Here is a 20,630-nt window from a genome sequence, read left to right as displayed (position 1 = left end):
CTCCGGCTTACAACGGCTTGACGACGAACAGGCCATCTTCGTGGCCTTCTTCCGACCCGCCGTAGACCTGCTCGGCCACGGTGCGGATCGAGCTGCCGCGGGCAGCGAGAATCTGGTCCATTGCGCCGGCGAACCAGCCGGTGAACATGTAGTCGACCTTGCGGCCGACCTTGCCGTACACGTACACGAACGCCGAGTGCTTGAGCTTGACGCTGCAGGTGCCTTTATCCAGGTCGATGTCCTGAATTTCGAACAGGCCCCAGCCACGCTGGGACAGGCGTTTCATGTAATGCTCGAACACCGCCACGCCTTCCAGGCCATGGCACTCGGCTTCTTTTTCACACCAGTGCCAGGCGGATTTGTAGCCGGCCTTGTAGAGGATCTCGGCGTAGGCGTCGGCGCCCAGCACTTCCTCGATGCCGATGTGGTTGTTGACGAAGAAATGCCGCGGTACATACAGCATCGGCAAGGCATCGCTGGTCCAGACACCGGTCTCGCTGTCGACTTCGATTGGCAATTGCGGGGCGATCTTGGCCATGGAAACTCAACTCCATAAAATTTTTTATGTGGATGCCCCGGCGTTGCTGGCAGGGGCTTTCAGGCTTGGAGAGCGGCTTACTCGCCCCAGACGTCCTTGAGGACGTTTACCCAGTTCTCGCCCATGATCTTGCGCACCACACGCTCGGAGTGGCCGCGCTTGAGCAAGGTCTCGGTGAGGTTGGGGAACTCGCCGACGGTGCGAATGCCCAGCGGGTTGATGATCTTGCCGAAGTTGGTCAGGCGACGGGCGTAGCCCTTGTCGTGGGTCAGGTACTCGAAGAAGTCCTGGCCGTGGCCCTGGGTGAAGTCGGTGCCAATGCCGATGGCGTCTTCACCGACAATGTTCATGGTGTACTCGATGGCTTCGGCGTAGTCGTCGATGGTCGAATCGATGCCCTTGGCCAGGAATGGCGCAAACATGGTCACGCCGACAAAACCGCCGTGGTCGGCGATGAACTTCAGTTCTTCGTCGGACTTGTTGCGCGGGTGCTCCTTCAGGCCTGAAGGCAGGCAGTGGGAGTAGCACACCGGTTTTTTCGATTCGAGGATGACTTCTTCGGAGGTCTTGGAGCCGACGTGGGACAGGTCGCACATGATGCCCACGCGGTTCATCTCGGCGACGATCTCACGGCCGAAACCGGACAGGCCACCGTCACGCTCGTAGCAACCGGTGCCAACCAGGTTCTGGGTGTTGTAGCACATCTGCACGATGCCAACGCCCAGCTGCTTGAACACGTCGACGTAGGCGATCTGGTCTTCGAAGGCGTGGGCGTTCTGGAAGCCGAAGAGGATGCCGGTCTTGCCCAGCTCCTTGGCCTTGCGGATGTCGGCGGTGGTGCGCACGGGCATCACCAGGTCGCTGTTGTCGCGGATCAGCTTCTGGCTGGCGGCGATCTGGTCGACCGTCGCTTTGAACCCTTCCCAGACCGACACCGTGCAATTGGCTGCGGTCAGGCCGCCTTTGCGCATGTCTTCGAACAGCTCGCGGTTCCATTTGGCGATGATCAGGCCATCGATGACGATGCTGTCGGCGTGTAATTCGGCTGGGCTCATCAGGCTGTCCCCTTTTATTGAGTTGGGTCGCGCCAAACCTTCTGCCGGCGCTTTGGGGCCAGCATATGCCTGCGGCCCGAGGCGCCCCGATGCAAAAACGACAGGGGGTTTGCCGAAAGCGTCAATGGGCGATATCAGGCTCTGGCACAGGGGCCGCACAGATGCGAGCCAGTCGCGTTAAGGTCGCTCGCAGGCGTTTGATGAACATTTCATCGCAGAGCTACCGCATTGCCCTTCGCTGAGCGAGAATCCCTGCGATTCGTCCGCCTGCTAAGGAGAAAAACGATGAAATCAACGGCATGGATGGTATTGATGGTCGTGGCACTGGGCGCCCAGGCCAGCGAGGAAGACAGCACGCCTTGCGACAACGTCGACACCGACCAGCAAGCCGCAGCCTGCGCAACCTTCAACCAGCAGACTGCCGATCGCGAGCTCAAGGCCACTTACGACGACCTGATCCAGCGCCTGCGCGATCAATATCCCGGTGAGGCGAACAAGGTGGCGGACGTCAGCGCGCGTCTGGCTGCGGCTCAAAAGCTCTGGACCCAACTGCGCGATGCCGACTGCAAAGTCGAAACCTACACAGAGAAACCCGGTAGCGCGGCGTTCCCAACCGCCTGGAATACCTGCATTGCGCAACACAGCGATGAGCGGTCGGAATACCTGCGCAGCCTTGGCCCGCAGAGCGACGAAGAACCTGCACCGGAAGATTGATAAAAGCGGCGGTGCAAAAAGTACTTACGAGGAAACCGGCTACGCCTGAGGAAATACAGACTGCTGATACGGTGAACGTAAATTCCCGATAGTGAGCGGGCAGCCTCGATAACGAGGTCCCCTTGTGTCTTCACTACCAGGAGTCAATTGAAATGACCGATATCAAAAACGAAATTGAAAAGATCCGCCAGGAAGGTAAAGAGCGCGTTGCCGCCACGGGCCAGACCATCTGTATTTTTGCCGATGACGTACCTGGCCACATTGCAGAAGATATCCTGGCCGGCATGCGCTTGATGACCGAAATTGCCAACAAGAAGTTCGACAAAGAAACTCAGCAGCGCGAGTGGTACAACTTCTACAACGATGGCCTGAGCAAGTTTGGCTGGACCCTCACCGGTGCAGCACACGCAGAAGAAGCCATCGATGAAGACAACCTGACCCTGGCCAACCTGATAACCAAAGTGCTCACCATCAGCGTCAACCGCGACCCTCGCCGTTCGGCCTGTGCCAAGCGCACCATGCAAATCGTGGTGGAAAAGCCGGAAATCCGCGCCCACCTGGAAAAGCACAGCCACAGCGAATCCGGCAAATCCAGCAACTTCGTGGTTGCCCAGTGCGAAATGACCCCACAAGGTCTGCCGGCCATGCACATGACCAGCTTCCAGGCCAGCTATGACTCGCAAATCGACCGCGATGGCGCCCTGACCCGGGTGATCGACAAGTCTTCGACGCGCGTCTACCGTGCTTCGCAACAGGGTACGTTCAGCGTTCGTCACTTCGACAGCGCGCGCAAGATTGTGGAAGACAAGCTGGCCAACGATATTGCCGACTTCCTTGCCATCTAAATAGCAAAGGCCGGGCATTGGGTAAGTTTCCAGGCCCGGCCTTGATGCTCGAACGTTTCCAGGGAACAGTTGAAGATGAGCACGGACAGCCCCTCCCCCACGGATACAACAACACTCTCCCCCCAACTCTTTGACGTACCCTTGAAAGTTGCACCTGCGCCGTGGCTGACAGTGGACACGTTCGAGGACTTGCAACTGTGCATGCGTTACGCCTTGCAAAAGGCAAGCGACCGCTACTCGATGGAAACAGCCGCTCAAGCGTGGTTCGGGGTTGTCCTCGAAAGCCTTGGTTTTTTACGTTTTACACTGTACGAACATACGAAAAGAACATTGACGTATGAGTCCAGCCGCGCCGCGCTCAAAGACGTTTACGACGGGTTTCTGCCCCCACCGCGCGAACAAGGCCCCTTCTTCAGGGCGGTTGACCAGGCCAATACCGCACCGGGGAGCGATCCCGGCCTGCGCAACATAAGCGTGTTCAACGCCTCCTCGCACTTGAGCATTGTCATGGATTGCGAAGAAGACAACGTCCCAGTCGCCATCCTGTTTTTCGTTCATTGCGTTACCGATCCCATTGCACCCACCAAAAGACTGAACCTGATGTTCGATCACCTGGGTGCCCGCTTCGACTCGGTGGGCTTCAGCCTTCTACGTGCTCAGGTAGAAAGCGAGCATCGCGAAAAACTGATTGCGGTATTGAAAAAAGAGCTGTGAACCGGGCGCCTAAGCCTGCTTTACCAAACGCCGTTCTTCACGTGGACACTTACCAAAGCGCAGCTTGTAGCGCCGGGCGAAATACGAGGGCAGCTCGAAACCACAGGCCAGGCTGACCTGGGTGATGCTCATGTCGGTCTGCGCCAGCAACTGGCGCGCTTTGTCCAGCCGCACAGCCAGGTAGAAGCTGCTCGGCGTTTCATCCAGGTGCAGGCGAAATAGCCGTTCCAGTTGGCGCCGAGTCACCTTGATCTTTTCCGCCAGCGCCAACGTACTGAGCGGCGGCTCGATGTGCTTTTCCATCTCGCCAATCACCTGTACCAGCTTCTTGTTGGAGATGCCGTAACGGGCGCCGATTTCCATGCGTTGGTGGTCCTGGCGCTGGCGGATGCGGCCAAGCACGAATTGCTCTGAGACTTGCACTGCCAGTTCACTGCCGTGGGTTTGTGCGATCAGAAACAACATCAGGTCAATGGAAGCCGTGCCACCGGCACAGGTAATGCGCTGGCGATCGATCTCGAACAGCTCCTGGGTTGCGTGCAGGCGCGGGTAACGCTCTTTGAAGGCCTCCAGCGCCTCCCAATGCAACGTGGCCCGGTAACCGTCGAGCAAGCCGGCTTCGGCCAGCACCATGGCGCCCGTGTCGATCCCCCCCAGGATCACCCCCTCGTGGTCCAGGCGACGCAGTGCCTTGGGCAACGCCTGGCGGACATGGGCCAGGGGCTCGAAGCCCGCCACCACCAACAGGATGGCTGCCGGATCACCTGCACCGAGCGCAGCATCGGCATTAACCGACATGCCGTTGCTTGCCTGCACCGCCCCGCCGTCGAGGCTCAGCACCTGCCAGCGATAGAGCGGGCCACCGAAGCGGTTGGCAACCCGCAGTGGCTCAAGCGCCGAAATGAAGCCCATGGCTGAAAAGCCCGGCATGAGTAGAAATGCAATCGTTTCGGCCATTTGCCCCTCGCAAATAATCTGGTCGCCTGGGTGCAAGTTCCCGTCGCCAGCGTGCGCATCATCACTGCGGCGTCAGCGTAGCGTATTCACACGGCCCGCAGAGGCCGCCCTCAATAACAAAATGTACTGCCGATGGAGAGCCACCATGCACAGCTTTATCCGCCGCAGCCTGTTGACCCTTGCTTTGAGCAGCATCGCCGCTACCCCGCTTTTCGCCGCCGAGCCTGCGGCCTGCAAGAACGTGCGCCTGGGTGTCGTCAACTGGACTGATGTCATGGCGACCAGCGCCATGGCCCAGGTGCTGCTTGACGGCCTGGGTTACCAGACCAAGCAGACCAGCGCCTCGCAGCAGATCATCTTCGCCGGCATTCGCGACAAACGCCTGGACATGTTCCTGGGTTACTGGAACCCGATCATGACCCAGACCATCACCCCGTTCGTCGATGCCAAGCAGGTCAAAGTGCTCGACAAACCGAGCCTGGAAGACGCGCGAGCAACCCTGGCCGTTCCCAAATACCTGGCCGACAAGGGCCTGAAAAGTTTCGCCGACATTCACAGGTTCGAGAAAGAGCTGGGCGGCAAGATCTATGGCATCGAGCCCGGCTCGGGCGCCAATACCCAGATCAAGGCAATGATCGCCAAGAACCAGTTCGGCCTCGGCAAGTTCCAGTTGGTGGAGTCCAGCGAGGCCGGCATGCTTGCCGCCGTCGACCGCGCCGTGCGGCGCAAGGAGGCGGTGGTGTTCTTCGGCTGGGCGCCGCACCCGATGAACGTGAACATCGACATGGTGTACCTGGGCGACAGCCAGGATGCCCTTGGCCCCGACGAAGGCCGCGCCACGGTATGGACGGTAACCGCACCGGACTACGCCGAACGCTGCCCCAATGCCCACCGCCTGCTGGCCAACCTGAACTTCAGCGCCGAGGACGAGAGCCGCATGATGCAACCGCTGCTTGACCACAAGGACGCCCTGGAGTCGGCCCGCCAGTGGCTCAAGGATCACCCCGAAGACAAGGCGCGCTGGCTTGAAGGTGTGACCACCTTCGATGGCAAGCCTGCGGCGGACAACCTCAAGCTCACCGCCAACTGACAGGGCCCGATCGCCCGCAAACCGGCTCCCCCAGAGTTACCGCCCACCAGGGTTCACCGCGAACCTTGTGGGAGCCGGCTTGCCGGCGATTGGGCTACCACACACCTGAAAAGGAACCCAACCATGAACCACGACGTCATCATCACCTGCGCCCTCACCGGCGCCGGCGACACAGTCGCCAAGAGCCACCTGGTCCCCGTTACCCCCAAGCAAATCGCCGAATCCGCCGTCGAGGCCGCCAAGGCCGGCGCCACCGTGGTCCACTGCCACGTCCGCGACCCGCAAACCGGCCGTTTCAGCCGTGACGTGGCGCTGTACCGCGAAGTCATGGAACGCATCCGCGAAGCCGATGTGGACATCATCGTCAACCTCACCGCCGGCATGGGCGGCGACCTGGAAATCGGCCCAGGCGAGTCGCCTATGGCGTTCGGCCCCGGCACCGACCTGATCGGCCCGCTAGAGCGCCTGGCCCACGTCGAAGCCCTGCTGCCGGAAATCTGCACGCTCGATTGCGGCACCCTCAACTTTGGCGACGGCAACGCCATTTACGTTTCCACGCCGGCGCAGTTGCGCGCCGGCGCCAAACGTATCACCGAGCTTGGCGTGAAGGCCGAGCTGGAAATCTTCGACACCGGCCACCTGTGGTTCGCCAAGCAAATGATGAAGGAAGGCCTGCTCGACGACCCCCTGTTCCAGCTGTGCCTGGGCATCCCGTGGGGCGCGCCAGCCGACACCACCACCATGAAAGCGATGGTCGACAACCTGCCGGCCAACGTCACCTGGGCCGGCTTCGGCATCGGCCGCATGCAGATGCCAATGGCGGCCCAAGCCGTGCTGCTGGGCGGCAACGTGCGCGTCGGCCTGGAAGACAACCTGTATCTGGACCGGGGTGTGCTGGCCAGCAACGGCCAGTTGGTGGAGCGCGCGACCGAAATCATCACCCGCATGGGTGGCCGTGTGCTGACCCCGGCAGAAGGCCGGGAAAAAATGAACCTCAAGCGCCGCTGACCCTTTCAGGAGACCGATATGCCCTTCATTACCGAGATCAAGACCTTCGCCGCCCTGGGTAGCGGCGTGATCGGCAGCGGCTGGGTCGCCCGCGCCCTGGCCCATGGCCTGGACGTGGTGGCCTGGGACCCAGCACCGGGTGCCGAACAGGCACTGCGCAAGCGCATTGCCAATGCCTGGCCAGCCTTGGAGAAACAAGGCCTGGCGCCAGGTGCGGCACAGGACCGTTTGACGTTCGTCAGTACCATTGAAGCCTGCGTGCGCGACGCCGATTTCATCCAGGAAAGCGCGCCCGAGCGCCTGGACCTCAAGCTCGACCTGCATGCCCGGATCAGCGCTGCCGCCAAGCCCGACGCCATCATCGGCTCCAGCACTTCAGGCCTGCTGCCCAGCGAGTTCTACGAGTCGTCCACCCACCCCGAGCGCTGCGTGGTGGGCCACCCGTTCAACCCGGTGTACCTGCTGCCGCTGGTCGAGATCGTCGGTGGCAACCGTACCGCGCCTGAAGCCATCGAGGCGGCGAAGACCATCTACACCGCTCTGGGTATGCGCCCGCTGCATGTGCGCAAAGAAGTGCCCGGCTTCATCGCCGACCGCCTGCTCGAAGCGCTGTGGCGCGAGGCCCTGCACCTGGTCAACGACGGCGTGGCGACCACCGGTGAAATCGACGATGCCATCCGCTTCGGTGCCGGCCTGCGCTGGTCATTCATGGGCACCTTCCTGACCTACACCCTGGCCGGGGGTGACGCTGGCATGCGCCACTTCATGTCCCAGTTCGGCCCGGCCCTGAAGCTGCCCTGGACATACCTGCCAGCGCCGGAACTGACCGACAAGTTGATCGACGACGTGGTGGACGGCACCTCGGAGCAACTGGGTGATCGCAGCATCGCCGCCCTGGAGCGCTACCGTGACGACACCCTGCTGGCGGTGCTGGAAGCGGTGAAGCAGAGCAAAGCCAGCCATGGCATGGCCTTTGGTGATTGAGGAGAAGCCGATGCCCGCATTGATCACCTACCGTACCCCAGTCCAGGAGGACTGGGTGGACTACAACGGGCACCTGCGTGATGCCTATTACCTGCTGATCTTCAGCTATGCCACCGATGCACTGATGGAGCGCATCGGCCTGGATGCCGACAGCCGTGGCCAGAGCGGGCAGTCATTGTTCACGCTCGAGGCGCACATCAATTACCTGCACGAAGTGAAGCTCGGCACTGAGGTGTGGGTGCACACCCAGATCATTGGTTTCGACCGCAAGCGCCTGCACGTTTATCACAGCCTTCACCGTGCGGGGTTCGACGAGGCGCTGGCGGCCAGCGAGCAGATGTTGCTGCATGTGGACCTGGCAGGGCCGAACTCGGCACCTTTCGGCGAACGCAGTGTGGCACTGCTGCAAGGGCTGGTGGACGAGCAGCAGGACCTGGAGGCCCCAGCGTTCATCGGCCGTGTGATAGGCCTCAAAAAATAACCCCGGAAAGCCGTGAGCATCCGGGGCCAAGAGCGAGCAACATCCACTGTGCGAGAAAGAGGGTGACCAAACCCTCCGGTACCGTGAATGAGTCCAGTGTGCTGCCTTCCCGGAACCGGGATTTAGCCGGAAACGACCTGTTCTTAGCCAAAGCAGCCATGGCGACAATCTGTCCTTGCCGGTGCGCAGGGTTGGTCACAGAATCGGCTGACGATCACAGCAGCAGATAAGGACAACAGCCATGATGCATGCGGATTTGATTGATCAGGACGACCTGGCAGGCCACCTGCGCGCGCGCGGTTTCGAGATACCCGCCGGCGCCAGCGCCGAGCAGGCTTGCGAAGCGGTGGTGCGTGGGCTGACCGAGCCTAATGCGCGGGCGCTCAAGGGTATGGTCGAGCAGATGTATACCGGGAGTGCGACGATTCTGCCGGCGGTGCGCCAGGCCATCGACAAGCAGTTGTTGCCAGCGCTGGCGAGTTTCAACACGCGGGCCTGATTCATTTTTCCTGTACTGACCCTATCGCCGGCAAGCCAGCTCCCACAGTGATTACACAAAGCTCAAGGGCTTTGCAGTACCTGTGGGAGCGGGCGTGCCCGCGAAGCGCCCGGCGCGGTGTCAGAGCCTTACGCTGGCAAAGGTCGACTCGTTGCGCGCCTGGCTCAGGGCCGCCATTGGCCCACTGTGCGGCGACAGGGTCATGGCCTGCGGGATCGGCATCATGGCCACCTGCTGGGCAGTATTGGAGCCCACACGCTCGTCACGCGGCGGAATGCCGAAGTACTCGCGGTAGCACTTGGAGAAGTGCGGCGTGGACACAAAGCCACACACCGACGCCACTTCGATGATCGACATCGGCGTCTGCTTCAGCAGCTGCCGCGCACGAATCAGGCGCAGCTTCAGGTAGTACCGCGACGGCGAGCAATGCAGGTACTTCTGGAACAGCCGTTCGAGCTGGCGTCGCGACACCGACACGTACACCGCCAGTTCGTCCAGGTCGATCGGCTCTTCGAGGTTGGCCTCCATCAGCGCGACGATTTCCTGCAACTTAGGCTGGTTGGTGCCCAGCATGTGCTTGAGCGGTACCCGCTGGTGGTCCTGCTCGTTGCGAATACGCTCGTAGACGAACATCTCCGAAATTGCCGCCGACAGCTCGCGGCCATGGTCGCGGCTGATCAGGTGCAGCATCATGTCCAGGGGTGCGGTGCCGCCGGAGCTGGTGAAGCGGTTACGGTCGAGGGTGAACAGGCGCGTGCTCATGTTGACCCGCGGGAAGGCTTCCTGCATCGCCGCCAGGCATTCCCAGTGCACGCTGCAATCGAAGCCGTCGAGCAGGCCGGCGCAGGCCAGCGCCCAACTGCCAGTACACACCGCCCCCAGGCGACGCGACTGGCGCGCCTGGGCCTGCAGCCAAGTGACGTGTTCACGGGTGACCGAACGCTGGATGCCCACGCCACCGCAGACGATCACGGTGTCTATGGGCGGCGCATGGGTGATGGCGGCGTCCGGGGTAATCTGCAGGCCATCACTGGCCCAGACCTGGCCGCCGTCAATCGTCAGTGTGTGCCAGCGATACAGCTCGCGGCCGGACAGCTGGTTGGCCATGCGCAGCGGTTCTACCGCCGATGCCAGCGAAATCAGCGTGAAGTTGTCCAGTAGAAGAAACCCGATGGACTGGGGTGCTGTGCGGTTCTGGGTTGGATTCCCGGAGGTGTACGACGTCATCGCGATTTCTCCTCACACAATGCAGGTGTGCCTCAGGCGGGCACTGTTTTTTGTTATGGCCCCAGTTCATGTGCAGGGGCTTTGCCAATCTCAACGCAAGGGCCGTGCCTGAATTTGAACGGCCATCCAAAAAAACCCAAAAACGACGCCTTCTTTCAGCAATTCGGGCTCTGCAGCTGCGTGGATTAAAAATCGCAAACCGGCGGGCCAGCGCCTTTGCCTGTAACGGCTGAGCAAATAGGTGACAAGCGCGGCGCAGGTTACCCAGAAACGACACTCTTGAGTGTCACCGACAACGCCCACCCTGATCGCGACATCCGACGACCGGCAATGCTCCAAAACAGGGCTCCATTGAAATGGAGTGCCCCCTAATGAATGCAATGGCCCTAGCGCCGGCAAGCCAGCGTTAGGGCCCGTTCAGGGTGTCAGCATTCGATGACGCTGACCGCCAGGCCACCGCGGGAGGTCTCTTTGTACTTGTCGTGCATGTCTGCCCCGGTGTCGCGCATGGTGCGGATCACCTGGTCGAGGGAAATGAAGTGTTCGCCGTCGCCACGCAGCGCCATCTGCACCGCGTTGATGGCCTTCACTGCGGCAATGGCGTTGCGCTCGATACACGGCACCTGCACCAGGCCGCCGACCGGGTCGCAGGTCAGGCCAAGGTTGTGCTCCAGGGCGATCTCGGCGGCGTTTTCCACCTGTGCTGGCGTTGCCCCCAGCACCTCGGCCAGGCCCGCCGCAGCCATGGCGCACGCCGAACCGACTTCGCCCTGGCACCCTACCTCGGCACCGGAAATCGATGCGTTCTTCTTGCACAAGATGCCCACGGCCGCAGCGCCGAGGAAGAAGTCGACCACGCTGGACTCGTCCACCGCATCGCTGAACCGCATGTAGTAATGCAGCACCGCCGGGATGATGCCGGCCGCGCCATTGGTGGGCGCGGTGACCATGCGCCCACCGGCAGCGTTCTCTTCGTTGACCGCCAGGGCGAACAGGTTGACCCACTCCATGGCGCTCATGGTCGAGCCGATCACGTTGGGTTTGCCGATCTCCTGCAGGCTGCGGTGCAACTTGGCGGCGCGGCGGCGCACATTCAGCCCGCCGGGCAGCGTGCCTTCGTACTTGAGGCCGTTGTTGACGCATTCCTGCATGGCTTGCCAAAGCTTGTGCAGGCCGGCGCGAATCTCGTCCTCGCTGCGCCAGACCTTCTCGTTGGCCATCATCAATTGCGACACGCTGAGGTCGTTTTGCTTGCACAGGCGCAGCAGTTCGGCGGCGCTGTTGAAATCGTACGGCAGCACCGTCTGGTCGGCATCCAGCACACCGCTGGCCGCCTGGGCTGCATCGACCACAAAGCCACCGCCCACCGAGTAATAGGTGTCGCGGTGCAGCTCACCCTGCTCGCCTTCGGCAACCAGGGTCATGGCGTTGGGGTGGTAGGGCAGGTTCTCGTCCAGCAGGCGCATGTCGCGGGCCCAGACGAATTCGATGGGCAGGCGGCTGTCCAGCAGCAAGGTGTCGGTTTCGCGCAGGTCGGCAATACGCGGGACGATCTGGGTCGGGTCGATGGTATCCGGCCATTCGCCCATCAGGCCCATGAGGGTGGCATTGTCGGTGCCATGGCCAATGCCGGTCGCCGACAACGAACCATACAGCCGCACCTCGATCCGTTTCACCTGCTCCAGTTCACCGCGTTCACGCAGGCCCTGGACGAACAGGGCGCCGGCACGCATGGGGCCAACGGTGTGGGAGCTGGAGGGCCCGACACCGATCTTGAACAGGTCGAACACGCTGATGGCCATTATCGCTTCACCTCTTGCTGGGCTTGTCTCTGCGCGCCATGCGCAGGGCGGGGCAACTGCTAGGCTGAAGCTGCGAGCCGCCACGAATGCACGCATCATCGGGCTTTTACGCACCCCCTCGCCGTCTGCAACCGACGTACTTTTGTCCAGCAGCGCCGCGCCTTTTCGGGCCGTCAGCGCGCCGCTTTCGAGCGGCCGGGTGACGCAAAAATGCGGCTGTGGCAGTGGAAAAACTCATATGCGACATCGCCCGTACTGGATGCGACCCGTTCCGTACTGGTTACGACCCCACCAGTAGGCGATTGCCCGGCGCTGGAGGATTATCGAAAGCGACTCGTATTGCACGGCCTCGCAACCTGCCCTCTGCAGGCCTGGCTGACCGGACCCTGAGAACGCCCGGCAGCCCTCGCGAACCCGAAGATAAAATCACAGGAGTCCATCCATGAAAGGTTCACCCTCGCTGTTGCTGGTCGCGTTGCTATCGGCACCGTTACTGGCCCAGGCTGCAGAACCCGAGCAGTGTCACACGGTGCGTTTCTCCGATGTCGGCTGGACAGACATCACCGTCACCACCGCGACCACCAGCGTTGTGCTCGAAGCCCTGGGTTACAAGACCCACACCACCATGATCTCGGTACCGGTGACCTACAAGTCGCTGGCCACCGGCAAGGACCTGGATGTGTTTCTCGGCAACTGGATGCCGACCATGGAAAACGACATCAAGCAGTACCGCGACGCCGGCACTGTCGAAACCGTGCGCGCCAACCTGGAAAACGCCAAGTACACCCTGGCAGTACCCCAGGCGCTGTATGACAAGGGCCTGAAGGACTTTGCCGACATTCCCAAGTTCAAGCAGGAGCTAGACGCCAAGATCTACGGCATCGAGCCAGGCAACGATGGCAACCGCACCATCCAGAACATGATCGACAAGAACGCCTTCGGCCTGAAGGACGCCGGCTTCAAGATCGTCCAGTCCAGCGAGGCCGGCATGCTGTCGCAGGTCGAGCGTGCGCAGAAGCGCGGCGAGGCGATCGTGTTCCTTGGCTGGGAGCCGCACCCGATGAACACCCGCTTCAAGATGCAGTACCTGACCGGTGGGGACGATTTCTTCGGCCCCGAATTCGGCAAGGCCACTGTGTTGACCAATACCCGCAAAGGCTACGCGCAGGAATGCAGCAACGTAGGCCAACTGCTGAAGAACCTCACGTTCGAGCTCAAGGATGAAAGCACCATGATGGGCTACGTCCTGGACGACAAGATGAAACCCGAGGCGGCCGCGCACAAGTGGCTCAAGGACAACCCAGGCAAGCTGGACGCCTGGCTCGCCGGGGTGACCACTGTGGACGGCAAACCCGGCCTGGAGGCGGCCAAGGCCAAACTGACGCAATAACGCAAGACGCAATAGCAACACCGCGGGGCGGGACCGTGCCCGCCCCGGACTGATTTCAATCTTTGCAGGTGGAAGCTCGCTATCATGCTTATCGATCAGAAAATACCCCTGGGGCAGTACATCGCCTCATTCGTCGAATGGTTGACCCAGAACGGCGCCGCTTACTTCGACGCCATCGCCCAAGGCCTGGAATTCATGATCCATGGCGTCACCAGTGCCTTGACCTGGTTCAACCCGTTCGTCCTCATCGCCCTGTTCGCCGCCCTGGCGCACCTGATCCAGCGCAAGTGGGCGCTGACCGTGTTCGTGGCCCTGTCGTTCCTGTTGATCCTCAACCTGGGGTACTGGCAGGAAACCATGGAAACCCTGGCGCAAGTCACGTTCGCCACGGTGGTGTGCGTGGCCATCGGCGTACCGCTGGGCATCGTTGCCGCGCACAAACCGATGTTCTATACCGCCATGCGCCCGGTACTCGACCTGATGCAGACGGTGCCGACCTTCGTTTATCTGATCCCTACCCTGACCCTGTTCGGCCTGGGTGTGGTGCCGGGGCTGATCTCCACGGTGGTGTTCGCCATTGCCGCGCCGATTCGCCTCACCTACCTGGGCATCTGCGACGTGCCGCAGGAGCTGCTGGATGCCGGCAAGGCCTTCGGTTGCTCGCGACGCCAGTTGCTGACACGCATCGAACTGCCGCACGCGATGCCCAGCATCGCTGCCGGCGTGACCCAATGCATCATGCTGTCGCTGTCGATGGTGGTGATCGCAGCGCTGGTAGGCGCTGACGGGCTGGGTAAACCTGTGGTCAACGCACTGAACACCGCTGATATTTCCCTGGGCTTCGAAGCGGGCCTGGCGATCGTGCTGCTGGCGATCATGCTCGACCGAATCTGCAAGCAACCGGAAGTTACGGTAAGGGGTGAGGCATGAGCATCATTCGTTTCGAAGACGTCGACGTCATCTTCTCCAACAAGCCGCGCGAGGCGCTGGCGCTGCTGGACCAAGGCCAGACCCGCGAGCAGATCCTCAAGCAGACCGGCCTGGTGGTGGGTGTCGAAAAGGCCAACCTGGACATCAACAAGGGTGAGATCTGTGTGCTGATGGGCTTGTCCGGCTCCGGCAAGTCGAGCCTGCTGCGCTGCATCAACGGCCTCAACACCGTCAGCCGCGGCAAGCTGTTCGTCGAGCATGAAGGCAAGCACATCGACATCGCCCACTGCACCCCGGCAGAGCTGAAGATGATGCGCACCAAGCGCATTGCCATGGTGTTCCAGAAGTTCGCCCTGATGCCCTGGCTGACCGTGCGCGAGAACATCAGCTTTGGCCTGGAAATGCAGGGCCGCCCCGAGAAGGAACGGCGCAAGCTGGTCGACGAAAAGCTTGAGCTGGTGGGCCTGACCCAATGGCGCAACAAGAAACCGGACGAACTCTCCGGCGGCATGCAGCAGCGCGTGGGCCTGGCCCGAGCGCTGGCGATGGACGCCGATATCCTGCTGATGGACGAGCCGTTCTCTGCCCTCGACCCGCTGATCCGCCAGGGCCTACAGGACGAGTTGCTGGCGCTGCAGAACAAGCTGAGCAAGACCATCGTGTTCGTCAGCCACGACCTGGACGAAGCACTGAAGCTGGGTAGCCGCATTGCGATCATGAAGGATGGGCGGATCATCCAGTACAGCAAGCCCGAAGAGATCGTGCTCAACCCGGCGGACGAGTACGTGCGCACCTTCGTTGCCCATACCAACCCGTTGAACGTGCTGTGCGGGCGCAGCCTGATGCGCAGCGTGGACAACTGCAAGCGGGTCAATGGCTCGGTGTGCCTGGACCCGGGTATCGATTCGTGGCTGGACCTGGGCGAAGGTGGCGCGCTCAAGCGTGCACGCCAGGGCCAGAACGGGCTGGACATGCAGAACTGGGCGCCAGGGCAGGATGTGGAGCTGCTGGAGCGCAGGCCGACCGTGGTGCACGCCGACATCGGCATGCGCGAGGCGCTGCAGATTCGTTATCAGACCGGCAACAAGCTGGTGTTGCAGGATAACGACAGGGTGGTGGGGATACTTGGGGATACCGAGCTTTATCACGCACTGCTCGGCAAGAACCACGGGTGATGCCCGAGGGCCCGCTTTGCGGGCCATTCGCAGCACAAGGCTGCTCCTACAGGGGAATGCGTATCCCTGTAGGAGCAGCCTTGTGCTGCGAATGGAGGGCAAAGCCCTCCCGGCAATCTGTCAGCGAACGACGATTCCGCGCGAAGCCATGTAGGCCTTGGCTTCCGGCACCGTGTACTCACCAAAGTGGAAGATGCTCGCTGCCAGCACCGCGCTGGCGTGCCCTTCCAGAATGCCGTCCGCCAGGTGCTGCAGGTTACCCACACCCCCCGAAGCAATCACTGGAATCCCCAGTGCATCGCTGATGGCGCGGGTCACACCCAGGTCGAAACCGTTCTTCATGCCGTCCTGGTCCATGCTGGTCAGCAGGATTTCGCCGGCACCCAGGCCTTCCATCTTCTTCGCCCACTCAACCGCATCCAGCCCGGTCGGTTTGCGCCCGCCATGCGTGAAGATTTCCCAGCGCGGCGTTTCACCTGGCCCGGACACTTTCTTGGCATCGATGGCGACAACGATGCACTGCGAACCAAAACGGTCTGCTGCCTCACCCACGAACTCCGGGTTGAACACGGCCGCTGTGTTGATCGAGACCTTGTCTGCACCGGCATTGAGCAGGTTGCGGATGTCCTGCACAGTGCGCACACCACCCCCCACGGTCAGCGGGATGAACACTTGGCTGGCCATGCGCTCGACGGTATGCAGGGTGGTATCGCGGCCATCGACGCTGGCGGTGATGTCGAGGAAGGTGATTTCGTCGGCACCTTGCTCGTTGTAGCGACGGGCGATTTCCACCGGGTCGCCGGCATCACGGATGTTCTCGAACTTGACGCCCTTGACCACCCGGCCGTTGTCCACGTCCAGGCAAGGGATGATGCGCTTGGCCAGTGCCATGGTTCAGTCCTCAGCCTTGATAGTTGTCGCAGAAGGCCTGGGCCTCGGCGACATCCAGGGTGCCTTCGTAGATGGCACGGCCAGTGATGGCGCCAATGATGCCAGGGGCCTTGGCGTCCAGCAGGGCCTTGATGTCACCCAGGTTGTGGATGCCGCCCGACGCGATCACCGGAATGCGCGTGGCTTCGGCCAGCGCCTTGGTGAAGGGCACGTTGCAGCCTTGCATCATGCCGTCCTTGGCGATGTCGGTGTAGACGATCGCCGAGACGCCATCGGCCTCGAAACGCTTGGCCAGGTCGATCACCTGCACCGAGCTCACTTCTGCCCAGCCGTCGGTGGCGACGAAGCCGTCCTTGGCGTCCAGGCCGACGATGACCTTGCCCGGGAACGCCTTGCACGCTTGGGCAACGAATTCAGGCTGCTTGACCGCCTTGGTGCCGATGATCACGTAGCTCACACCAGCCTTGACGTAGTGCTCGATGGTTTCCAGCGAACGGATGCCACCGCCGATCTGGATCGGCAGGTTCGGGTAACGCTTGGCGATGGCGGTGACCACTTCGCCGTTGACCGGCTGGCCTTCGAAGGCGCCATTGAGGTCGACCAGATGCAGGCGACGGCAGCCACCCTCGACCCACTTGGCGGCCATGCTCACCGGGTCGTCGGAAAATACCGTGGAGTCTTCCATGCGGCCCTGGCGCAGGCGCACGCAGGCACCGTCCTTCAGATCGATAGCGGGGATAATCAGCATCTTGGGAACCTGTCTAATTGTTGAGTTTCAGGGCTTCTCGAGTGCCCACAGGTCGCTTTCGATGCTCTCGAACCGCTCCTTGAGGTGCAGCTGAACATCGGCAATCGCCCTGTTGTAGTAGTGGGGTGCAATTTCTTTGCTGAACAGCTCGAGGACCTCGGCCACCTCGAACGACCCCAACTGCAACTCGAAACGGTCTTCGAGAAAGCGCTTGAGCGTATCGAGCGCTTCGCGCTCCTGCTCAGGGGCCAGGGTGATGATCGGGGCCTTGGTCTTCGACCTGCTCATTTACCAGCGCCCGTCCCAGGCGACGAAGTTCTGCAGCAACTGCAGGCCATGGGTATGGCTCTTCTCCGGGTGGAACTGCACCGCAAAGCGCGAACCGTCAGCCAGCGCGGCGGCAAAGTCGACGCCATAGTGGCCGCGACCGACCACCTGGCCCGGCTTGCCGGCATTGATGTAGTAGCTGTGCACGAAATAGAAGCGCGCACGGTCCGGGATGTCGTGCCACAGCGGGTGGTCGATGGTCTGGCTGACTTCGTTCCAGCCCATGTGCGGCACTTTCAGGTGCTCGCCGTCTTCACGCAGGTCTTTACCGAAGAAGCGCACCTGGCCAGGGAACAGGCCGATGCAATCGACGCCGTCGTTCTCTTCGCTGTGGTCGAGCAGCGCCTGCATGCCGACACAGATACCCAGGAAGGGGCGGTCCTGGCTGACTTCACGTACCAGGCTGTCGAAGCCCAGGCGGCGGATCTCGGCCATGCAGTCGCGAATGGCGCCAACGCCGGGGAACACCACGCGGTCAGCCTCGCGGATGACCGCAGCGTCGCTGGTGACCAGCACCTTGCCGGCGCCGACATGCTCGAGCGCCTTGGCCACCGAGTGCAGGTTGCCCATGCCATAGTCGATTACGGCTACCGTCTGCATTTACAGGCATCCCTTGGTGGAAGGCATCTGCCCGGCCATGCGCTCGTCCTGGGTCACGGCCATGCGCAGGGCGCGGCCGAAGGCTTTGAACACGGTTTCGATCTGGTGGTGGGTGTTGTGGCCACGCAGGTTGTCGATGTGCAGGGTCACCAGGGCATGGTTGACGAAGCCCTGGAAGAACTCCTGGAACAGGTCGACATCGAAGCCGCCCACAGTGGCGCGGGTGTACGGCACATGCATCTGCAGGCCTGGGCGGCCGGAGAAGTCGATGACCACGCGCGACAGCGCTTCGTCCAGCGGCACGTAGGCATGGCCGTAGCGGAAGATGCCTTTCTTGTCGCCGATGGCCTGGGCGAATGCCTGGCCCAGGGTGATACCGACGTCTTCGACGGTATGGTGATCGTCGATATGCAGGTCACCCTTGCACTCGATATCCAGATCGATCAGCCCATGTCGGGCGATCTGGTCGAGCATGTGTTCAAGGAAAGGCACGCCGATATCGAATCGGGCCTTGCCACTGCCATCGAGGTTGATCGAGCACTTGACCTGGGTTTCCAGGGTATTGCGCTCGACGGAAGCCTTACGTTCGACCATCACCAGCTCCGCAAAATCATTGGGCGAAAAGGGCTCCATTATAGGCCCAGAACGCGCCAGCTTGAAACGCGGATGACATATGGCAATGCAAGGGCTGCTTGGCAGCCCCCGTCAGGCACCTCAATGGAACAGCGCGGCCGTCTTCTGCAAGGTAACCCACACGCCTCACGCCAGTGGAACCACCACCACCGCCCAGGCAATCAGCACCAGCGGCAGGCTACCCGGCGCGGCATGCCACTGCAGCGAACGCGTGCCATCTGCGCCTTTGTCGTGGCTCAAGGCACGCTCGGCCGCCAGCTCGGCATCGCTCATGAAGTGCTTGTCGGCCACCGGGCGTACCAGCATGTTGCAGATAAAGCCCAGCACCAGCAGGCCGGCGAGGATGTACAGGGTCATGTCATAGGCTGCGGCGCGCTCCACGCCCGCCGCCAACTGGTATTCGCGCAGGTAGGTGATCAACACCGGCCCCAGCACACCAGCGGCAGCCCAGGCGGTCAGCAGGCGGCCATGGATGGCCCCGACCATCTGCGTGCCAAACAGGTCGGCCAGGTAGGCCGGCACTGTGGCAAAACCCCCGCCGTACATGGACAGAATGATGCAGAACGCCGCCACGAACAGCGCCGCATTGCCCAGGTGGCCCATGCTCGGCACCAGGCTGTAGAGGCCCACGCCCAAGGCGAAGAAGGCGAAATAGGTATTCTTGCGGCCGATGTAGTCCGAGAACGACGCCCAGAAGAACCGCCCACCGATGTTGAACAGGCTCAGCAGCCCGGTGAAGCCTGCGGCAATCGCCGCAATTTGCGCCAGTTGCGCGGCGTTGAGCTGGCTGAAGCTCAGCTCGTTGCCCAGCAGCTTGCCGGCGAACACCTCCTGCAGCAGCGGCGAGGCCATGCCCAGGATGCCGATGCCGGCTGACACATTAAGGCACAGCACCAGCCAGATCAGCGCGAACTGCGGGGTTTTCCAGGCCACGCTGACATGCACGTGGCGGTCGGTGACCATGGCGCTGGCTTTTTTCACCGGTGCAGTCCAGCCTTCTGGCTTCCAGCCGGTGGGCGGCACGCGATACGCCAAAGCGCCTGCAACCATAAACACGAAGTAGATGGCGGCCATGACGACGAAGCTCTGCCACACACCGACTTCCTGCGCGTTGGCGAAGTGCCCCATCAACGTGGCAGCCAAGGGCGCCCCTACCATCGCGCCGCCGCCAAAGCCCATGATTGCCATGCCGGTGGCCATGCCGCGCTTGTCCGGGAACCACTTGATCAGAGTCGAAACCGGCGAGATGTACCCCAGGCCCAGGCCAATGCCGCCGATCACGCCAGAGCCCAGCCACATCAGCCACAGCTGGTGCGTCTTTACACCAAGCGCCGAAATCAACATGCCGCCACACCAGCACAGGGCCGACACCAGGCCTGCCTTGCGGGGGCCGGCGTGCTCAAGCCAGCCGCCCAGCACTGCAGCCGAGCAACCGAGGAATACGAAGAACAGGGTGTAGATCCAGCTCAGCATGGAAATCGGCCAGTCGCACTCGGCGCTGAACAGGCGGGCGATGAACCCTATGTCTGCACCGCAGGAGACCGGGGCCGTGATACCAAGGGCCTGTGACAGCGGCAGCCAGAACACCGAAAAACCGTACGCCATGCCAATGCACAGGTGAATGGCCAGCGCGGCGGGGGGGACCAACCAACGGTTGAAACCCGGGCGAGCGATGATGCGCTCCTTGGACAGGAAGCCCGGTGGGCTGACGGCCGCGCCTGTCGTGATACTGCTGCTCATGGATTCGATCCTTTTCTAGGTCGCCTTTCAGGGCAACGCCCCGCGACAATGGGCCGCGGACGCTCCGAAAGCGGCGAAAGAGTAGCAGTTAGCTTCTTGCGAGAAAGCAATCTGATATCGTTATTTTTTGCGCAGCTGAACGGGCATCGTCCCGTGCCCAGCGCGGCGCCCTGGGTGTGGAAGCGGGTTTGCTCCCGAACAAGCCGGCACAAAAGGAACCGCACGAACCACCATTGTCGAAAGGCGCAACACCTGATCAATTAGTAGGAAATGCTCTGTATC

The 20,630-nt window shown here is 61.9% G+C and carries 22 protein-coding genes; 11 read left to right on the top strand and 11 right to left on the bottom strand.

Annotated elements, in window-relative coordinates:
- Positions 1 to 7: 7 nt before the first annotated feature.
- Together L6D80_RS27255 and L6D80_RS27250 are read right to left on the bottom strand one after the other, a co-directional pair.
- Complete coding sequence (locus tag L6D80_RS27255; RefSeq protein WP_054903399.1) at positions 8 to 538, bottom strand: DUF5943 domain-containing protein; 531 nt, start codon at positions 536 to 538, stop codon at positions 8 to 10.
- 77 nt (positions 539 to 615) lie between these two features.
- Complete coding sequence (locus L6D80_RS27250) at positions 616 to 1,593, bottom strand: dipeptidase (RefSeq protein WP_016497618.1); 978 nt, start codon at positions 1,591 to 1,593, stop codon at positions 616 to 618.
- 285 nt (positions 1,594 to 1,878) lie between these two features.
- On the opposite strand from L6D80_RS27250, the gene L6D80_RS27245 reads away from it, so the two are divergent.
- The 3 genes from L6D80_RS27245 to L6D80_RS27235 all read left to right on the top strand — a co-directional run bounded on the left by L6D80_RS27245 (position 1,879) and on the right by L6D80_RS27235 (position 3,866).
- Positions 1,879 to 2,307 carry a lysozyme inhibitor LprI family protein gene (locus L6D80_RS27245; protein WP_176512959.1) on the top strand — a complete coding sequence of 143 codons (429 nt, stop codon included), beginning with the start codon at positions 1,879 to 1,881 and terminating at the stop codon, positions 2,305 to 2,307.
- Positions 2,308 to 2,459: 152 nt separating this feature from the next.
- On the top strand, positions 2,460 to 3,152 hold the full coding sequence (locus tag L6D80_RS27240; RefSeq protein WP_176512961.1) for a hypothetical protein: 693 nt from the start codon (positions 2,460 to 2,462) through the stop codon (positions 3,150 to 3,152).
- 75 nt (positions 3,153 to 3,227) lie between these two features.
- Complete coding sequence (locus tag L6D80_RS27235) at positions 3,228 to 3,866, top strand: hypothetical protein (RefSeq protein WP_176512963.1); 639 nt, start codon at positions 3,228 to 3,230, stop codon at positions 3,864 to 3,866.
- A gap of 9 nt (positions 3,867 to 3,875) precedes the next feature.
- Here the strand turns inward: L6D80_RS27235 and L6D80_RS27230 are convergent, their stop codons facing one another.
- Entirely contained in the window at positions 3,876 to 4,823 is a 948-nt protein-coding gene (locus L6D80_RS27230) for a GlxA family transcriptional regulator (RefSeq protein ID WP_054903404.1), read from the bottom strand.
- A 145-nt stretch (positions 4,824 to 4,968) separates the two neighbouring features.
- Between L6D80_RS27230 and choX the strand changes: the two genes are divergently transcribed.
- The 5 genes from choX (at position 4,969) to L6D80_RS27205 (ending at position 8,885) form a co-directional block, all read left to right on the top strand.
- Positions 4,969 to 5,913: a choline ABC transporter substrate-binding protein gene (gene choX / locus L6D80_RS27225; protein WP_054903405.1), complete on the top strand. Its 945-nt coding sequence runs from the start codon at positions 4,969 to 4,971 to the stop codon at positions 5,911 to 5,913.
- Between the two features lie 123 nt (positions 5,914 to 6,036).
- Positions 6,037 to 6,921, top strand: a complete 885-nt coding sequence (cdhC, locus tag L6D80_RS27220; protein WP_054903406.1) for a 3-dehydrocarnitine:acetyl-CoA trimethylamine transferase CdhC — start codon at positions 6,037 to 6,039, stop codon at positions 6,919 to 6,921.
- Between the two features lie 18 nt (positions 6,922 to 6,939).
- Positions 6,940 to 7,905, top strand: coding sequence for an L-carnitine dehydrogenase (locus L6D80_RS27215; protein ID WP_054903407.1), 966 nt, complete (start codon positions 6,940 to 6,942; stop codon positions 7,903 to 7,905).
- A 10-nt stretch (positions 7,906 to 7,915) separates the two neighbouring features.
- Positions 7,916 to 8,386 (top strand): thioesterase family protein, encoded by a 471-nt coding sequence (locus L6D80_RS27210; RefSeq protein WP_176512965.1) that lies wholly within the window; start codon positions 7,916 to 7,918, stop codon positions 8,384 to 8,386.
- A 241-nt stretch (positions 8,387 to 8,627) separates the two neighbouring features.
- Positions 8,628 to 8,885 carry a hypothetical protein gene (locus L6D80_RS27205; RefSeq protein WP_054903409.1) on the top strand — a complete coding sequence of 86 codons (258 nt, stop codon included), beginning with the start codon at positions 8,628 to 8,630 and terminating at the stop codon, positions 8,883 to 8,885.
- 120 nt (positions 8,886 to 9,005) lie between these two features.
- On the opposite strand, the gene gbdR is transcribed toward L6D80_RS27205, so the two are convergent.
- Positions 9,006 to 10,112, bottom strand: coding sequence for a choline metabolism transcriptional regulator GbdR (gbdR, locus tag L6D80_RS27200; protein ID WP_054903410.1), 1,107 nt, complete (start codon positions 10,110 to 10,112; stop codon positions 9,006 to 9,008).
- 425 nt (positions 10,113 to 10,537) lie between these two features.
- On the bottom strand, positions 10,538 to 11,914 hold the full coding sequence (locus L6D80_RS27195; protein WP_176512967.1) for an L-serine ammonia-lyase: 1,377 nt from the start codon (positions 11,912 to 11,914) through the stop codon (positions 10,538 to 10,540).
- 442 nt (positions 11,915 to 12,356) lie between these two features.
- Here L6D80_RS27195 and L6D80_RS27190 point away from each other — a divergent pair, with 442 nt between their 5' ends.
- From L6D80_RS27190 to choV, 3 genes are all read left to right on the top strand, one after another.
- Positions 12,357 to 13,304: a choline ABC transporter substrate-binding protein gene (locus tag L6D80_RS27190; protein ID WP_054903412.1), complete on the top strand. Its 948-nt coding sequence runs from the start codon at positions 12,357 to 12,359 to the stop codon at positions 13,302 to 13,304.
- Between the two features lie 81 nt (positions 13,305 to 13,385).
- Positions 13,386 to 14,234, top strand: a complete 849-nt coding sequence (gene choW, locus L6D80_RS27185) for a choline ABC transporter permease subunit (protein ID WP_176512976.1) — start codon at positions 13,386 to 13,388, stop codon at positions 14,232 to 14,234.
- Complete coding sequence (gene choV / locus L6D80_RS27180; RefSeq protein WP_054903414.1) at positions 14,231 to 15,409, top strand: choline ABC transporter ATP-binding protein; 1,179 nt, start codon at positions 14,231 to 14,233, stop codon at positions 15,407 to 15,409. Before choW ends, choV begins: the two co-directional genes overlap by 4 nt.
- Positions 15,410 to 15,529: 120 nt before the next feature.
- Here the strand turns inward: choV and hisF are convergent, their stop codons facing one another.
- The 6 genes from hisF to L6D80_RS27150 form a co-directional block, all read right to left on the bottom strand.
- On the bottom strand, positions 15,530 to 16,300 hold the full coding sequence (gene hisF / locus L6D80_RS27175) for an imidazole glycerol phosphate synthase subunit HisF (RefSeq protein WP_008091498.1): 771 nt from the start codon (positions 16,298 to 16,300) through the stop codon (positions 15,530 to 15,532).
- 10 nt (positions 16,301 to 16,310) lie between these two features.
- Positions 16,311 to 17,048: a 1-(5-phosphoribosyl)-5-[(5-phosphoribosylamino)methylideneamino]imidazole-4-carboxamide isomerase gene (gene hisA, locus L6D80_RS27170; protein ID WP_054903415.1), complete on the bottom strand. Its 738-nt coding sequence runs from the start codon at positions 17,046 to 17,048 to the stop codon at positions 16,311 to 16,313.
- Positions 17,049 to 17,075: 27 nt separating this feature from the next.
- Entirely contained in the window at positions 17,076 to 17,336 is a 261-nt protein-coding gene (locus L6D80_RS27165) for a DUF2164 domain-containing protein (RefSeq protein ID WP_054903416.1), read from the bottom strand.
- The gene (gene hisH / locus L6D80_RS27160; protein WP_054903417.1) at positions 17,337 to 17,975 is read right to left on the bottom strand and encodes an imidazole glycerol phosphate synthase subunit HisH; all 639 of its coding nucleotides are present in this window, start codon (positions 17,973 to 17,975) and stop codon (positions 17,337 to 17,339) included.
- Positions 17,976 to 18,569, bottom strand: coding sequence for an imidazoleglycerol-phosphate dehydratase HisB (gene hisB, locus L6D80_RS27155; protein ID WP_012316676.1), 594 nt, complete (start codon positions 18,567 to 18,569; stop codon positions 17,976 to 17,978).
- Positions 18,570 to 18,734: 165 nt separating this feature from the next.
- Positions 18,735 to 20,348: an OFA family MFS transporter gene (locus tag L6D80_RS27150; protein WP_176512969.1), complete on the bottom strand. Its 1,614-nt coding sequence runs from the start codon at positions 20,346 to 20,348 to the stop codon at positions 18,735 to 18,737.
- Positions 20,349 to 20,630 lie beyond the last annotated feature (282 nt).

It is taken from the genome of Pseudomonas ceruminis, from assembly GCF_021602025.1.
In the GTDB taxonomy this organism is placed as follows: Bacteria; Pseudomonadota; Gammaproteobacteria; order Pseudomonadales; family Pseudomonadaceae; genus Aquipseudomonas; species Aquipseudomonas ceruminis.
Note: the sequence above shows the minus strand (reverse complement) of the source record. Positions and strands in the feature narration are given on the sequence as shown.

Excerpts from the sequence above, each read along its gene's own strand:
- L6D80_RS27165 (WP_054903416.1), bottom strand. The coding sequence starts at position 17,336 with ATGAGCAGGTCGAAGACCAAGGCCCCGATCATCACCCTGGCCCCTGAG.
- hisF (WP_008091498.1), bottom strand. The coding sequence starts at position 16,300 with ATGGCACTGGCCAAGCGCATCATCCCTTGCCTGGACGTGGACAACGGC.
- L6D80_RS27205 (WP_054903409.1), top strand. The coding sequence starts at position 8,628 with ATGATGCATGCGGATTTGATTGATCAGGACGACCTGGCAGGCCACCTG.
- hisB (WP_012316676.1), bottom strand. The coding sequence starts at position 18,569 with ATGGTCGAACGTAAGGCTTCCGTCGAGCGCAATACCCTGGAAACCCAG.
- L6D80_RS27235 (WP_176512963.1), top strand. The coding sequence starts at position 3,228 with ATGAGCACGGACAGCCCCTCCCCCACGGATACAACAACACTCTCCCCC.
- cdhC (WP_054903406.1), top strand. The coding sequence starts at position 6,037 with ATGAACCACGACGTCATCATCACCTGCGCCCTCACCGGCGCCGGCGAC.
- L6D80_RS27245 (WP_176512959.1), top strand. The coding sequence starts at position 1,879 with ATGAAATCAACGGCATGGATGGTATTGATGGTCGTGGCACTGGGCGCC.
- L6D80_RS27250 (WP_016497618.1), bottom strand. The coding sequence starts at position 1,593 with ATGAGCCCAGCCGAATTACACGCCGACAGCATCGTCATCGATGGCCTG.
- gbdR (WP_054903410.1), bottom strand. The coding sequence starts at position 10,112 with ATGACGTCGTACACCTCCGGGAATCCAACCCAGAACCGCACAGCACCC.
- L6D80_RS27255 (WP_054903399.1), bottom strand. The coding sequence starts at position 538 with ATGGCCAAGATCGCCCCGCAATTGCCAATCGAAGTCGACAGCGAGACC.
- L6D80_RS27215 (WP_054903407.1), top strand. The coding sequence starts at position 6,940 with ATGCCCTTCATTACCGAGATCAAGACCTTCGCCGCCCTGGGTAGCGGC.
- choV (WP_054903414.1), top strand. The coding sequence starts at position 14,231 with ATGAGCATCATTCGTTTCGAAGACGTCGACGTCATCTTCTCCAACAAG.
- L6D80_RS27210 (WP_176512965.1), top strand. The coding sequence starts at position 7,916 with ATGCCCGCATTGATCACCTACCGTACCCCAGTCCAGGAGGACTGGGTG.
- L6D80_RS27240 (WP_176512961.1), top strand. The coding sequence starts at position 2,460 with ATGACCGATATCAAAAACGAAATTGAAAAGATCCGCCAGGAAGGTAAA.
- L6D80_RS27230 (WP_054903404.1), bottom strand. The coding sequence starts at position 4,823 with ATGGCCGAAACGATTGCATTTCTACTCATGCCGGGCTTTTCAGCCATG.
- L6D80_RS27195 (WP_176512967.1), bottom strand. The coding sequence starts at position 11,914 with ATGGCCATCAGCGTGTTCGACCTGTTCAAGATCGGTGTCGGGCCCTCC.
- L6D80_RS27150 (WP_176512969.1), bottom strand. The coding sequence starts at position 20,348 with ATGAGCAGCAGTATCACGACAGGCGCGGCCGTCAGCCCACCGGGCTTC.
- hisH (WP_054903417.1), bottom strand. The coding sequence starts at position 17,975 with ATGCAGACGGTAGCCGTAATCGACTATGGCATGGGCAACCTGCACTCG.
- hisA (WP_054903415.1), bottom strand. The coding sequence starts at position 17,048 with ATGCTGATTATCCCCGCTATCGATCTGAAGGACGGTGCCTGCGTGCGC.
- L6D80_RS27190 (WP_054903412.1), top strand. The coding sequence starts at position 12,357 with ATGAAAGGTTCACCCTCGCTGTTGCTGGTCGCGTTGCTATCGGCACCG.
- choX (WP_054903405.1), top strand. The coding sequence starts at position 4,969 with ATGCACAGCTTTATCCGCCGCAGCCTGTTGACCCTTGCTTTGAGCAGC.